The 12,214-nt window shown below is 69.7% G+C and carries 15 protein-coding genes and 1 pseudogene; 5 read left to right on the forward strand and 11 right to left on the reverse strand.

From position 1 onward, the window contains the following. From AC1D2K_RS17805 to AC1D2K_RS17815, 3 genes and pseudogenes are all read right to left on the reverse strand, one after another. Nucleotides 1-390, reverse strand: a 390-nt coding sequence (locus AC1D2K_RS17805; protein WP_478090161.1) for a hypothetical protein, incomplete at its 3' end; no start/stop codon positions are given. A gap of 88 nt (nt 391-478) precedes the next feature. Continuing rightward, the gene (locus tag AC1D2K_RS17810) at nt 479-2,971 is read right to left on the reverse strand and encodes an autotransporter family protein (protein ID WP_478090175.1); all 2,493 of its coding nucleotides are present in this window, start codon (nt 2,969-2,971) and stop codon (nt 479-481) included. 645 nt (nt 2,972-3,616) lie between these two features. After that, a pseudogene (locus AC1D2K_RS17815) lies at nt 3,617-3,682 on the reverse strand (ESPR-type extended signal peptide-containing protein); the annotation flags it as partial. 297 nt (nt 3,683-3,979) lie between these two features. Between AC1D2K_RS17815 and AC1D2K_RS17820 the strand changes: the two are divergent. Continuing rightward, nucleotides 3,980-4,201, forward strand: a complete 222-nt coding sequence (locus AC1D2K_RS17820; protein ID WP_478090162.1) for a hypothetical protein — start codon at nt 3,980-3,982, stop codon at nt 4,199-4,201. Nucleotides 4,202-4,232: 31 nt separating this feature from the next. Here AC1D2K_RS17820 and AC1D2K_RS17825 read toward each other — a convergent pair whose 3' ends face one another. Next, nucleotides 4,233-5,138: a DUF808 domain-containing protein gene (locus AC1D2K_RS17825; RefSeq protein WP_478090163.1), complete on the reverse strand. Its 906-nt coding sequence runs from the start codon at nt 5,136-5,138 to the stop codon at nt 4,233-4,235. A 13-nt stretch (nt 5,139-5,151) separates the two neighbouring features. After that, nucleotides 5,152-5,667, reverse strand: a complete 516-nt coding sequence (locus AC1D2K_RS17830; protein ID WP_478090164.1) for an N-acetyltransferase family protein — start codon at nt 5,665-5,667, stop codon at nt 5,152-5,154. A 101-nt stretch (nt 5,668-5,768) separates the two neighbouring features. Between AC1D2K_RS17830 and AC1D2K_RS17835 the strand changes: the two genes are divergently transcribed. The 3 genes from AC1D2K_RS17835 to AC1D2K_RS17845 are packed head-to-tail and all read left to right on the forward strand — an operon-like array spanning nt 5,769 to nt 6,477. After that, nucleotides 5,769-5,915, forward strand: coding sequence for a hypothetical protein (locus AC1D2K_RS17835; protein ID WP_478090165.1), 147 nt, complete (start codon nt 5,769-5,771; stop codon nt 5,913-5,915). Further along, nucleotides 5,912-6,196, forward strand: coding sequence for a VF530 family protein (locus tag AC1D2K_RS17840; protein ID WP_478090166.1), 285 nt, complete (start codon nt 5,912-5,914; stop codon nt 6,194-6,196). Before AC1D2K_RS17835 ends, AC1D2K_RS17840 begins: the two co-directional genes overlap by 4 nt. Further along, on the forward strand, nt 6,196-6,477 hold the full coding sequence (locus AC1D2K_RS17845; RefSeq protein WP_478090167.1) for a 2Fe-2S iron-sulfur cluster-binding protein: 282 nt from the start codon (nt 6,196-6,198) through the stop codon (nt 6,475-6,477). Before AC1D2K_RS17840 ends, AC1D2K_RS17845 begins: the two co-directional genes overlap by 1 nt. Here the strand turns inward: AC1D2K_RS17845 and AC1D2K_RS17850 are convergent. Then, nucleotides 6,474-7,718, reverse strand: coding sequence for an MFS transporter (locus AC1D2K_RS17850; RefSeq protein WP_478090168.1), 1,245 nt, complete (start codon nt 7,716-7,718; stop codon nt 6,474-6,476). The genes AC1D2K_RS17845 and AC1D2K_RS17850 overlap by 4 nt on opposite strands. 41 nt (nt 7,719-7,759) lie before the next feature. Here AC1D2K_RS17850 and AC1D2K_RS17855 point away from each other — a divergent pair, with 41 nt between their 5' ends. After that, the gene (locus tag AC1D2K_RS17855; RefSeq protein ID WP_478090169.1) at nt 7,760-8,404 is read left to right on the forward strand and encodes an RluA family pseudouridine synthase; all 645 of its coding nucleotides are present in this window, start codon (nt 7,760-7,762) and stop codon (nt 8,402-8,404) included. Here the strand turns inward: AC1D2K_RS17855 and AC1D2K_RS17860 are convergent. From AC1D2K_RS17860 to egtB, 5 genes are all read right to left on the reverse strand, one after another. Then, entirely contained in the window at nt 8,397-8,843 is a 447-nt protein-coding gene (locus tag AC1D2K_RS17860) for a universal stress protein (RefSeq protein ID WP_478090170.1), read from the reverse strand. The genes AC1D2K_RS17855 and AC1D2K_RS17860 overlap by 8 nt on opposite strands. Nucleotides 8,844-9,038: 195 nt before the next feature. Continuing rightward, nucleotides 9,039-9,779: a 2OG-Fe dioxygenase family protein gene (locus AC1D2K_RS17865; protein ID WP_478090171.1), complete on the reverse strand. Its 741-nt coding sequence runs from the start codon at nt 9,777-9,779 to the stop codon at nt 9,039-9,041. Continuing rightward, nucleotides 9,776-10,057, reverse strand: coding sequence for a DUF427 domain-containing protein (locus AC1D2K_RS17870; RefSeq protein ID WP_478090172.1), 282 nt, complete (start codon nt 10,055-10,057; stop codon nt 9,776-9,778). The genes AC1D2K_RS17865 and AC1D2K_RS17870 overlap by 4 nt, the downstream gene beginning before the upstream one ends. A 39-nt stretch (nt 10,058-10,096) precedes the next feature. Further along, the gene (gene egtD, locus AC1D2K_RS17875; protein WP_478090173.1) at nt 10,097-11,086 is read right to left on the reverse strand and encodes an L-histidine N(alpha)-methyltransferase; all 990 of its coding nucleotides are present in this window, start codon (nt 11,084-11,086) and stop codon (nt 10,097-10,099) included. Continuing rightward, nucleotides 11,086-12,214, reverse strand: a 1,129-nt coding sequence (egtB, locus tag AC1D2K_RS17880) for an ergothioneine biosynthesis protein EgtB (protein ID WP_478090174.1), incomplete at its 5' end; no start/stop codon positions are given. The genes egtD and egtB, both read right to left, overlap by 1 nt.

Genomic DNA, 12,214 nt, shown 5'->3' on the forward strand with positions numbered 1-12,214 from the left:
CTGCTGCAGGTTGCGGTTGAATTTCGCTTCCATGCCCGGCTCGCAGGCCGAACTGGTGGTCATGATGCGGCACAGGCCGACCACCAGGAAGTCCGACACCGCATCGGTGCACATCGGGAAGCGCGCCAGCGCGGGGTTGTCGCGCGTCTTGAAGCCCCAGCTGTCGGAGAAGCCCAGCATGCGGCCCATCGCGTCCTCGAAGTAGTCCCGGTCGCGCGCCGCGATGGCCGCTTCCATGGCCGGCAGCTCGCCGCCGAGGAAGCTCATCGCCGCGGCGGGAAAGCGGTTGGCCTCCTGCTGCGCGGCGGCGCCCGAGGCGGCGGCGGCGAGCAGCAGCGGCGCGACGGCGCGCCCGAGGAAGGCAGGAATGCGGGAGCGAAGGAGGTCCATGGGTTCCGGTCTGGCGATGGGCTTCGAAGGCCGCCCGATACAGGCGGCCGCTGGAACCGTATTTGAACCGARACTTGGGACCGCTGGATCACCAGCTCAGGCGCATGCCGATCGAGCCCTGCAGAGACGATTTCACCTTGGCATCGCCGCCCGCGTTGTAGAGCTGTCCGACCTCGCCGTACAGCGTGGCCGTGGGCGTCAGCGCCAGCGTCATGCCGGCGGCCAGCTCGGTGGAGGTGTAGCCGCTGGCGCTGGCGATGCGGGTGCTGGCCGCCGGACCGATGAAGGTCGCGACGTCGGTGCCCGAACCGGCGAGATAGACGTTGAAGCGGCCATAGGGTTGGAGCCGGCCGGCCGCGGTCGCGACATCGCCCTTGATGCGCACGCCCAGCCGGCCGATCCAGCCGCCGTCGGCCTCCTGGTTCACCAGCGCACCGCTGATCAGCACGTCGTCGAAGCGGTTGCGCTGGTAGATCAGCTGCGCCTGCGGCTCGATCGTCCAGCCCTCGGCCAGCGCGAAGCCCTTGCCGGCCTCTATCGAGGCCGTGAGACTGTTCGACTTGCCCTCGGCGCTCAAATTGCCATTGGGGAGCACCGTGTAGCTGTGGCGGCCGCCCTGCAGCACGGCATCGGCGTAGAGGCCGTCCGCCCCCATCCAGGTCGCATAGCCGCCGAGGTAGCGCGACTGCAGGTCGTTGCGGCCGACCGCCGCGACCAGGCCGCGGGCGTTGCCGCTGACGTCGGCGTTGCCGTCCAGCGTGCCGACATAGACACCGGCGCGCCAGCCGCCGGTGGCCAGCAGGTCAGTGCCGGCCTGGACGCCGCTCACATGGCCCTGGCTCTGTGCCGCGGCCACGCCCTCCTGCCGGATGTCGAGGTCGCTGTAGATGGCGCGGGCCCAGGCCTGGCGCCCAGCTGCCGGGTCTCCGGAGGCAGCGGCCGCTGGCGCCAACTCATCGCCGACGCGCCGGTGCAGGTTTCCCAGCATCGCCAGATCGGCCTGGCGCAACTCGGCCGGCAGGGCCGCAAAGAGCGGCACTTCGGCACGGTAGGTCGGCACGGCGACCAGCTGCGGGGTCTGCCCCCGACTGGTGTTCTCGAGCACCGGCGGCACCGGCGGCACCGTGGTCGACGAGCGCAGATACCAGCTCTCGCCGGCCCCCGTGGCATCGGCCGCGTACAGGCGGTATTCGTAGGCACCCGCATCGACGTGGCCGCCGGCCAGCGCGAAGGCGTCGCGCGTGGTCTGGGCGGTGGTGGTGGCGCCATTCAGCGCGCTCACCACTTCGAGGCCGTTGCCCGTGGTCAGGCCGCCGAGGCCGCCGAGATTCGTGACACGCACCGTGGTGCTGCCGCTCGCGCTGGCGGCGGCGCCGTTCAGCACCAACCGGTCGCTCAGGCTGCCGCTGGCGCCCAGCACCGTGCCGAGACTCAGCACGCCACCGTGGCCGACGTAGGCGCCGTTCACCGTCAGCGTGCTGCCGGCCTTGCTGCTCAGCAGGTTGACCGTGCCGGCGTTGCTCAGCGACGCGACCGACTGGTCGAAGCCGGCCGTGTCGAGCGTGGCGCCTGCCGCCACGGTGTGGGCCGAGGCGGCGCTGAACACCGTCGCCGCCGCGGCCCGCAGGGTGCCCGCCTCCACCGTGGTGGCGCCGGTGTAGCTGTTCGCGCCCGACAGCACCGTGGCACCGCTGCCCACCTGCCTCAGCGCGCCGCTGCCGCTGATGACGCCGTCGAGCTGCAGGGTGTTCGAACGGTTCAGGCTCAGCGTGCCGTTGTTGACGATATCGCCGACGACGCTGCCGCTCGTGCCGCCGGCGCCCAGCTGCAGGGTGCCGGCCGTGATGGTCGTGCCGCCGGTGTAGCTGTTGTCGGCCGTGAAGGTCGTGGTGCCGGCGCCCAGCTGCGTCACGTGGCCGCTGCCGCTGATCGGCGCCGCGAACGTGACGGCATCCAGGCGGTTGATCACCAGCGCCGCGTTGTCGATGATGGGTCCGTCGACCTTGCCGGCCGTGCCGCCGGCGCCCAGTTGCAGCACGCCGGCCGTGATCGTGGTCGTGCCGGTGATCGCCTGGTCGCGCGTGAGAATCAGCGTGCCGGCACCGGTCTTCTCGATGCCGCCCGAACCGGTCAGCAAGCCGGTGTAGCTGGCATCGGTCGATTGTGCGAAGCGCACGATGCCGTTGTCGGTGATCGCCAGCGGTGCGAAGCCGGCGCTGGTCTGCAGCGTGCCGGCCGTATCGACCGTCATGCTGCCGGTGTAGCTGCTGGCGTCCGCGCCGAGGATCAGCGTGCCGCCCGCCACCCGGGTGCTGGTGATGCCCGAGGCCGGCAGCGCATTGTTGAAGGTCCAGGTGCCGGTGTCGTTCTTGACCAGCGTCTGGAAGTTCGAGATCGGCTGGCCGAAGGTCCCGACCCCGGTGCCGTTGAGGGTCAGCGTGTTGCTGCCGCCGCCGCCGTCGATCAAGCCGGTGATCGACGAGCCGTCGTAGAGGTTCAGCGTGTCGTTGCCGTTGGCGAAGTTCAGCGAGCCCAGCACCTGGCCCCGGTTGGTGAAGGCGATCTCCGTCGTGCCGGACACGCCCATGATCCTGCCCGAGCCGCCGGTGTACTCGATGACGCCGGTGGCACCGTTGACGATGGTGTTCTGGCCCGAATCCGGCTGGAACCAGATTGCCGCGCCGCCCGCGCTCGACCGGATCTCGCCGTTGTTGATGATCAGGTTGCCGGATCCGAACGCATTGACCGCCTCCGCGGTYCACGAGTTGCCCGTTGAAAGCACCTTGGCGCCCTGGCCGATCGTCAGCGAGTTGTTCGAGTGCATCTCGATGGTGTTGGCACCCGAGCCCACGCCGAAGAAGCCGTCGCTGCCGAAAAACGGGGCGGCGTTCTCGACCGTGGCGCCGCCGCGGATCTCGATACTGGAATCGCTGCCGATGCTGATTCCGGCCTGGGCGCCGGTGCTGATCAAGGCTCCGGACTCGACGACGACAGCGGTGCCCGAAGCGGTGCCCGGGCCGCTGCCCACCGTGACCCCCTGGGTGCTTCCGGCGGCGCAGGTGATCACTGCGCCGCTGGTCGAGCACGCGGCCGCCGCGGCGCCGCCGAAGCCGAGCAAGGCGGCGGCCAGGGCCATTTGCAGGATCGCGAAGCGCTGGGACGGCCTGGCGTTCGAAGGCGATGACGGGCTGACGCTGCGGGTGGCGGATTTGCCGGCACCGGATGCCAGCTCGGAGGCCACGGCCCAGACCTGGAGCGAGGAGTTCCAGACGACACTGAAAACGCGATTCATGCAGTTGCTCTTCCAAAAATGAAACGCCCGAAGGCGAAATGAGTACTTACGAATGTAATCCTTCGGTACTCTTTTTTTGGAGGAACAAGTTCACGGATCGCACGGAATTGGTGCGTGCGCAGTAAAGAACGCTATGGTTCAAATAGCAAATAAGTCACAGTCTTCAGGGTTTTCTTGGGTTTGGAACGGCTCGGGCGGTCTTTCACCGACCGGTCGGCCACCGTCTCAGCCGCGTGACACCGGGCGTCGCGCGCACGCGACGGCGAGACGCCTTGGATGGGGCCGTAAACTCGCCCGATGGCATCCAGACGACCCGCGCGGAATCCGCGCACCCTCGAGCGCGGAATCATGTGCATCCTCATCGGCGCGGCAGTGCTGATCGCGCCGAGCTTCCTCTCGTCGCCGGGTTGGCGCGAGACGGTCGGCGGCGCCTACCTGGTCGGCTGGTTCGCGCTGGTGCTCGGCATCGCCCTGGTGGGCGTGGACCTGGTTCAGCGAGCCCGGTCCAGGGGGCGCTGAGCCCCCGGGCGCTTCCCCGCGCCGTGCACGCTCAAGGACGCGCGCGCACCCTCTTCACGAGTTCGACCCCGGCCAGCACGATGCTGCCGGCGACGATGCCGACCGTGGCATTGGCGCCCGTCGAGGCCAGGGCCCGCAGCAGGCCACCGGCATCGGCGGCCCAGGCCTCGACCGCATGGGCCAGGGCCGGCACGCCGTGCACCAGGATGCCGCCGCCGACCAGGAACATCGCCGCCGTGCCGGCGATCGAGAGTCCCTTCATCAGCCAGGGTGCCGCCGCGAGGATGCCGCGCCCCAGGGCCCGTGCGCCCGCGCCTTCGCGCCGGCTCAGGTAGAGCCCCGCGTCGTCGAGCTTCACGATGCCCGCGACCAGGCCGTAGACGCCGACGGTCATGATCAGCGCGATGCCCACCAGCACCGACAGCTGCGTCAGGAAGGGCTGGCCCTGCACCGTCCCCAGCGTGATCGCGATGATCTCGGCGGACAGGATGAAGTCGGTGCGCACCGCGCCCTTGATCTTCTGCTTCTCGACCGCCACCAGGTCGACCTCGTCGCTGGCCACCGCCTGCTCGTGCCGCGCGGTGTCGGCGGCGTGCTCCTTCTGATGCAGGAACTTGTGCGCAAGCTTCTCGCAGCCCTCGAAACACAGGAAGGCGCCGCCGATCATCAGCAGCGGCGTCACCAGCCAGGGCAGCCAGGTCCCGATCGCCAGCGCCGCCGGCACCAGGATCGCCTTGTTGACGAAAGAGCCCTTGCAGACCGCCCAGACCACCGGCAGCTCGCGGTGGGCCCTGACGCCCGTCACCTGCTGCGCATTCAGCGCCAGGTCGTCGCCAAGGACGCCGGCGGTCTTCTTGGCGGCGACCTGGGTCAACACCGAGACATCGTCGAGCACCGTCGCAATGTCGTCGAGCAGCAGCAGCAGGCTGGTGGCCATGGAGCGCGCCTGCTCAGACGTTGCGCTTGAGGCGGATCTCCTCGATCTTCACGCTCCCGAGGGCCGTGGTCTTTGCGGTCTTCATCTCGCGCTTGAAACCGGCCAGCTCGTGGAAGCGCATCGCGCGATCGTTGCGCAGCGGCACCCAGATCGTGACCACGGTGCAGCCCTCTTCCTCGAGGCCGTCGCGGGCGGCGTCCCACAGGGCGACGCCGACGCCCTTGTCCCAGTGCTCGGGCTTGACGTAGATGGCCCAGATCTCGCCGGTGGTCGATGGCGTCTTGGCGTCGCGCGAGCGGTCGTAGCCGACGAAGCCGACGACCTCGCCGTCGAGCACTGCGACCTGCACCTGCGGCTCGCTGAACTCGATGGCCTCGCGCCACTTGGCTTCGCGGCTGGYGGGCGCCAGCGCGCGCAGCTCGTCTTCGGGCAGGATGCCCTCGTAGGCGGCACGGGCGGCAGCGGCGTGGACTTCGGCGATGGCTTTGGCATCGCGCAGGGTGGCGGGGCGAACTTCGTAGTCGGACATGAATGCGGGAAGCGAAACGGTAAAGGCCATATTGTCGCCGCGCCGAAGCTGCGGGCTAAACTTGCCGCTGCATTTGCATTCGCACTATCCCGGAGAACCCCATGGCAAAGAGTCAGCAACGCAGCACCAAGGAAGCCAAGAAACCCAAGAAGGACACGGCACCCCCCAAGCCGCCGGGTGCTGCCATCGAACCGGTGCGCACGATCACCACCGCGGTGATCCCGCGCGGCAAGCTCAAGAACAAGTGAGCGACGCGCCCAGCCCGAGCGCGAGCCCGCAGCCGCAGCCGCGCAACCCCCTGCACGGCCTCACGCTGGAGGCCATCGTGACCGCGCTGGCGGACTGCTATGGCTGGGAAGGCCTGGGCGAGCGCATCCCGCTGCGCTGCTTCACCAGCGACCCGAGCGTGACTTCCAGCCTGAAGTTCCTGCGCAAGACGCCGTGGGCGCGCGAGAAGGTCGAGAGCCTCTATCTCTTCATGCTGCGCGACCAGCGGCGGCAGCAGTCGTCGTCGCCGCCGCGCCCCTGATGAAGGCCCGCATCGAACCGGGCGGCTTCAGCTTCGACACCGACGCCCGTCTCACGCTGCTGCAGGCAGCCGATGCCGCGGGCATCGAATTGCCGAGTTCGTGCCGCAACGGCACCTGCCGCAGCTGCATCTGCAGGCTCGTCGAGGGCCATGTCCGCTATCGCATCGAGTGGCCCGGCGTCAGCGCGGACGAGAAGGCCGAGGGCTGGATCCTGCCCTGCGTGGCCGAGCCGCTCGGCGACGTCGCGCTGGACGTGCCGCACGCCTTCTCCGTGTTCTAGGGCCTGTGGAGGAGCCGGTCGCGCTGCGCCAGCGACGGAAAGAGCCGGAACCAGGCCAGCGCCACCAGCACGGTGCCGACGCCGCCCGCCACCACCGACCCGACCGGCCCCAGCAGCGCCGCCGTGGCACCCGACTCGAACTCGCCCAGCTGGTTGCTGGCGCCGATGAAGATCGAGTTGACCGCACTCACGCGGCCGCGCATGGCGTCGGGCGTCTCCAACTGCACCAGCGTCTGGCGGATCACGACGTTGACCATGTCGGCGCCGCCGGAGACCGCGAGCGCGATCAACGAGACGATGAAACTGCGCGACAAGCCGAACACCACCATGCAGACGCCGAACAGCGCCACCGCCATCAGCAGCGTGCGGCCCACGTGACGCTCGACCGGCCGCCGCGTGAGCAGGATCGACGTCACGAGCGCGCCCACCGCCGGCGCGCCGCGCAGCAGCCCGAGGCCCCAGGGCCCGGTGTGGAGGATGTCCTTGGCATAGATCGGCAGCAGCGCCACCGCGCCGCCGAGCAGCACCGCGAACAGATCGAGCGAGACCGCCCCGAGCACCGGCTTGCGTTTCCAGATGAAGTCGACGCCGGCCAGCACGGTCGCGAGGGTCACCGGCTCGCGCGCCGGCGGCGTGTGGGCATAGCGCAGCCGCAGCACCAGCGCGGCGGCCAGCGCGAAGAAGACCAGCGCCGCGCCGTACACCACGCCCATGCCGGCCACGAACAGCAGCCCGCCCAGCGCCGGCCCGCCGATGATGGCGCCCTGCATGCCGGCCGAGCTGAAGGCCATCGCGCGCGGCAGCATCATCGGCGGCACCAGCAAGGGCGTGAGCGCCTGCTGCGCCGGCATCTGGAATGCGCGCACGGCCCCCAGCACCAGCGACAGTCCGAGCAGCAAGCCGCGCGAATCGTGCGCCACCTGCACGGCAAGCAGCAGCATCAGCGCCACCGCTCCCTGCACCGAGAAGCAGGCGGCGACGATGCGGCCCCGGTGCCGGCGGTCGACCACGTGGCCCGCGAGCAGCGCCAGCAGCAGCGCCGGCACGAACTGGTAGAGACCGACCAGCCCCAGGTCCCAGGCGCTGCCGGTCAGCTCGTACATGTGCCAGCCGATCGCGACCAGCAGCATCTGGCTGGCGGCGGTGCCGAACAGGCGCGCCACCCACAGCTGCATGAAGGGCCGCTCGCGCGTGAGATCTGAAAAACGGGTGGGGTGAACGGCAGGCGGCGCAGCAGGCATTGGCTGCGAGGATAGCCGAGCCTTCTAGACTCGACGTCCTGATGACCGAACTGCAAGCGATCCACATCGACCCTCACCTGCTGGTGCTCGACAAGCCCGCCGGCCTGCTGTGCGTGCCCGGCCGGGGCGATGACAAGCAGGACTGCCTGAGCGCCAGGGCGCTGCGGCAATGGCCCGATGCCCTGGTGGTGCACCGGCTCGACATGGCGACCAGCGGCCTGGTGCTGATGGCGCGCAGCCCGCAGATCCAGCGCGCGCTCGGCGACGCGTTCGCAGCGCGGCAAGTGCACAAGGGCTATGAAGCGATCGTCGATGGCCTGCTGCCGGCCGCGGAAGACTGGTCGCTGATCGATGCGCCCCTGGCCGCCGACTGGCCGCGCAGGCCGCTACAGAAGATCGACCCCGCGGGCAAGCCCAGCCAGACCCGCTGGCGCCTGAAGCGGCAATTGCCCGAACGCCACGCCAGCCACCTCTGGCTGGAACCGCTGACCGGACGCAGCCACCAGTTGCGCGTGCACCTGCTGTCGATCGGGCACCCGATCCTCGGCGATACGCTGTACGGCGACGACACGGTGCGCGAGCGCGCGCCGAGGCTGCTGCTGCATGCCACGAGGCTCGAATTCAGGCACCCTGCCGACGGGCAGCTGCTGCGCTTCGAGAGCCCGCTCCCCCCCGCCTTCAGCTGAGATCGCCGCGGACCACCAGGACGGGACATTTGGCGTCCTGCAGCACGCGTTGCGTGACGCTGCCCAGCAGGAGCTTCTCGATGCCGGTGCGGCCATGCGAGCCCATGACGATCAGGTCGGCGCCGATCGCGATCGCGGTGTCGACGATGCCCTCGTGCACCACGTGGCCGTCGATCACGCGCTGGTCGCTGTGCAGTCCCTCGGCGGCCAGGGCCRCAACGCCGCGCGCCAGCGCCGCATTGGCGCTGCTGGTGGCGGCCGCGAGGTATTCGTTCTGGCCCAGTGCATAGTCCGCGCCGACGCCGATGAAGGGGTAGTTGTCCACCACATGGATGAGCGTGATGCGACTGCCGAACGCCAGCGCCAGCCCGCTGGCCTTGCTGACCGCGAGCATCGAGGTGTCGGACCCATCGATCGGGACCAGGATGTGATTGAACATGGCAGACCTCTTTGGTTCACTACAGGGTTCGACGGCTCGAACCGGGCCCCGAATTTACATCCAAGGCGTGACCACAGTTGTAAGACGACTGCGGGGCGCCGCGAGTTCCGGGTCCGGCCGGCGCCGGGCCGCCCCAAGCCGGCTGCGGCCCCCTTGGGGGGCAGCGACCACACGAAGTGAGGGAGCGTGGGGGCATCAGTCCCCCTGGAAACCGTCCGCGCGGCAGGTGACGACGAGTGTGTCGCGCCAGCCCGGCTCGCCATCGATCAGGGGCTGGATCGGCGTCGACTCGTGGATCACGCGGGCATCGTCGAGCAGCAACAGCGTCCACGGTTCGGTCAGCGTGAAGCGCTCGCCGCGGCGACCGGTCGCCTCGAACACCCGCGTCTCGCCGCCCTTGATGTTGTGGCGCCCGGCCAGCGCGACCGCCACCAGGTCGACCCCGTCGCGGTGCGCGCCCTCGGGCGTCGGCCGTCCGATACCGTCGGCCGTGTCGATGCGGAACTGATGCGCCTCGACGTACCAGCGCTGCGCGCCGCGCAGGCCGCTCGCCACCTCGCCGAGGCCGCGCATCAGCTGCTGCCAGACCGGTTGCGCCACGGTCGCCGCCTCCATCGGTGCGAACCAGCGCTGCATGCCGCCATGCAGCGCGTTGTATTCGACCGGTTGCCAGTGGGCGCGGTGCGGCGCCTGTTCGATGGTCGCGCCCTCGACGGTGAAACAGGCATKGCGCCGCGTGCGATAGCGCCCGCCGTCCTTCAGGTACTCGTCGGGCGGCAGATGGGCCCAGTCGCCATGCAGTGCGTCGAGTGCGGCCAGCGGCATCCCGAGCCAGTCGGCCACGCCCTGCGGACTCAGGACGGCATAGCCATCCTGGCGCAAGGTGGGAACGAGTCGATCGGGTGGAGTGAAAGGCGGACTGAATCCGGTGCTCACTCCGTCACCTTCACGTCCTTCCAGAAGGCCACGCGGTTCCTGACCATCTCCGCCTCGGGCTTCGGGTCGGCGTAGTACCAGGCCGCATCCGCGTGGAGCTCGCCGTTGACCAGCAGCGAGAAGTAGTTCGCCGTGCCCTTCCAGGCGCACGTGGTCTTGTGGTTGCTGAAAGTCACATGGTCGCGGTTGAGCGACTCCATGGGGAAATAGTGGTTGCCTTCGACCAGCACCGTGTCGTCGCTCTCGGCCACGGTGACGCCGTTCCAAACTGCTTTCATCAAGATTCTCCGGTGCCCGCCAAAAACTGGGGCAACACGCTATTGTGCCGCCGGCGCCTGCAGCCAGTGGACGCTGAACAGGCGCTCGGGATCGGTCCATACCGCGGCCGGCCTGAAGCCCGCCTCCTCGGCCAGCGCGCGCAGGCCCTCGACCGTGAACTTGTGCGAGTTCTCGGTGTGCAGGGTCTCGCCTTCCTCGAAGCTGAAACGTTGGCCGTCGAGCGTCACTTCCTGCGACCGGCGGCTCACCAGATGCATCTCGACCCGCCGCAGCGGCGAGTTGTAGAAAGCCGCATGGGTGAAGCCATCGAGGTCGAAATCGGTGCCGAGCTCGGCATTGGCGCGCCGCAGCAGGTTGAGGTTGAAGGCGGCGGTCACGCCCTGCGCATCGTTGTAGGCGGCGTGCAGCAGGGCCGGGTCCTTCACCAGGTCGACGCCCAGCAGCAGGCCGCCGCCGCGCAGCAGCCGATGCGCGAGCTGCAGGAAGGCCAGCGCCTCGTCGGGTGTGAAGTTGCCCAGGGTCGAGCCCGGGAAGAAGCCCACGCGCTGGCCGATGCCCTTCCCGCGCGCGGGCGGCAGCACCAGCGGCATCGTGTAGTCGGCCACCACCGGCTGCACCGCGAGCCGCGGGTAGTCGGCGCGCAGGCGCGCGGCCGCCGCCTCCAGGTGCGCGCCCGAGATATCGATCGGCACGTAGCGCCTGGGAGACTCGAGCGCGTCGAGCAGCAGCCGCACCTTGGTGAGCGAGCCGGCGCCGAACTCGATGATCTCGGCACCGGGGCCGATCTGCGCCGCGATCTCGCCGGCGCACTCGGTCAGGATGCGCAGCTCGGTGCGCGTCGGGTAGTACTCCGGCAGATCGCAGATGCGATCGAACAGCGCCGAGCCTGGGGCGTCGTAGAAGAACTTGGGCGAAATGCTGCGCGCGTCGAGGCTCAGGGCCGCGAACAGCTCGCGGGCGAAGTCGGACAGCGGTGCGGCGCGCTGCGCGGCGCGGAATGCGTGGCGGTTGAATGCAGGAGTGCCCATCAGAGGTCCTTCGCGAGCCGCAGCCCCGAGAACTGCCAGCGCGCGGCCGGCGGGAAGAAGTTGCGATAGCTGGCCCGCGTGTGCCCGTCCGGCGTCGTGACACTGCCGCCCCGGAGCACCAACTGGCCGACCATGAACTTGCCGTTGTATTCCGCCGCGATACCCGCGAGCGGCCGGAAGCCCGGGTACGGGTCGTACGAGGAGCGGGTCCATTGCCACACGTGGCCGCTCATCTGGGTGATGCCGGGTGCATCGTGCGCGGCCTCCCATTCGAACTCGGTCGGCAGCCGCGCACCGGCCCATTCGGCGTAGGCCGCGGCTTCGAAGAAGCTCAGCTGCGCCACCGGTGCTTCGAGCTCCAGCGGCCGCACGCCGTGCAGGCCGAAGACCTGCCAGCCGCCCGGCACGCCCTCGTGCGCCAGGCGCGGATCGTCGGGCGCCAGCCAGTAGGCCGGGGCGCGCCAGCCCTGCGCCTGCACGGCGGCCCAGCCGTCGGACAGCCACAGTTCCGGCCGCTGGTAGCCGCCGTCGGCGATGAACTGCGCAAAGTCGCCGCAATTCACGAGCCGGTTCGCGATCGCGTGGGGCCGCAGCAGCACCGGGTGCCGCGGCGTCTCGTTGTCGAAGGCGAAGCCCGGCTCGCCGTGGCCCACCGCCACCACGCCGCCCGGCTGCGGCAGCCAGGTCATGGCGGGCGCCGCGGAAGCCAGCCGCAGCGCCGGGCCGGCCGGCGCACGGTAGGCCGGCAGCAGGGGGTTGCACCACAGCGCATGAAGGATGTCGGTGACGATCAGCTCCTGGTGCTGCTGCTCGTGCTGCAGGCCCAGCGTGACGATCGGCTCGATGGCGGCCCAGTCGGGCCCGCCCGCCTTGCCGAGCAGCGCCAGCACCGCACCGTCGACGTGGCGGCGGAAGGCATGCACCTCGTCCAGCGAGGGCCGTGTCAGCAGGCCGCGCTGCGGCCGGGGGTGGCGCGGGCCCAGCGCTTCGTAATAGGAGTTGAAGAGATAGTGGAAGCGCGGGTCGAACACCTTGTAGCCGCTCGCGTGCGGCTGCAGCAGCACCGTCTCGAAGAACCAGGTGGTGTGCGCGAGGTGCCACTTGGTCGGACTGGCGTCGGGCATCGAC

The sequence above is a fragment of the Variovorax sp. P1_H12_2 genome (assembly GCF_056405335.1).

Excerpts from the sequence above, each read along its gene's own strand:
- AC1D2K_RS17820 (WP_478090162.1), top strand. The coding sequence starts at position 3,980 with ATGGCATCCAGACGACCCGCGCGGAATCCGCGCACCCTCGAGCGCGGA.
- AC1D2K_RS17825 (WP_478090163.1), bottom strand. The coding sequence starts at position 5,138 with ATGGCCACCAGCCTGCTGCTGCTGCTCGACGACATTGCGACGGTGCTC.
- AC1D2K_RS17835 (WP_478090165.1), top strand. The coding sequence starts at position 5,769 with ATGGCAAAGAGTCAGCAACGCAGCACCAAGGAAGCCAAGAAACCCAAG.
- AC1D2K_RS17845 (WP_478090167.1), top strand. The coding sequence starts at position 6,196 with ATGAAGGCCCGCATCGAACCGGGCGGCTTCAGCTTCGACACCGACGCC.
- AC1D2K_RS17850 (WP_478090168.1), bottom strand. The coding sequence starts at position 7,718 with ATGCCTGCTGCGCCGCCTGCCGTTCACCCCACCCGTTTTTCAGATCTC.
- AC1D2K_RS17855 (WP_478090169.1), top strand. The coding sequence starts at position 7,760 with ATGACCGAACTGCAAGCGATCCACATCGACCCTCACCTGCTGGTGCTC.
- AC1D2K_RS17870 (WP_478090172.1), bottom strand. The coding sequence starts at position 10,057 with ATGAAAGCAGTTTGGAACGGCGTCACCGTGGCCGAGAGCGACGACACG.
- egtD (WP_478090173.1), bottom strand. The coding sequence starts at position 11,086 with ATGGGCACTCCTGCATTCAACCGCCACGCATTCCGCGCCGCGCAGCGC.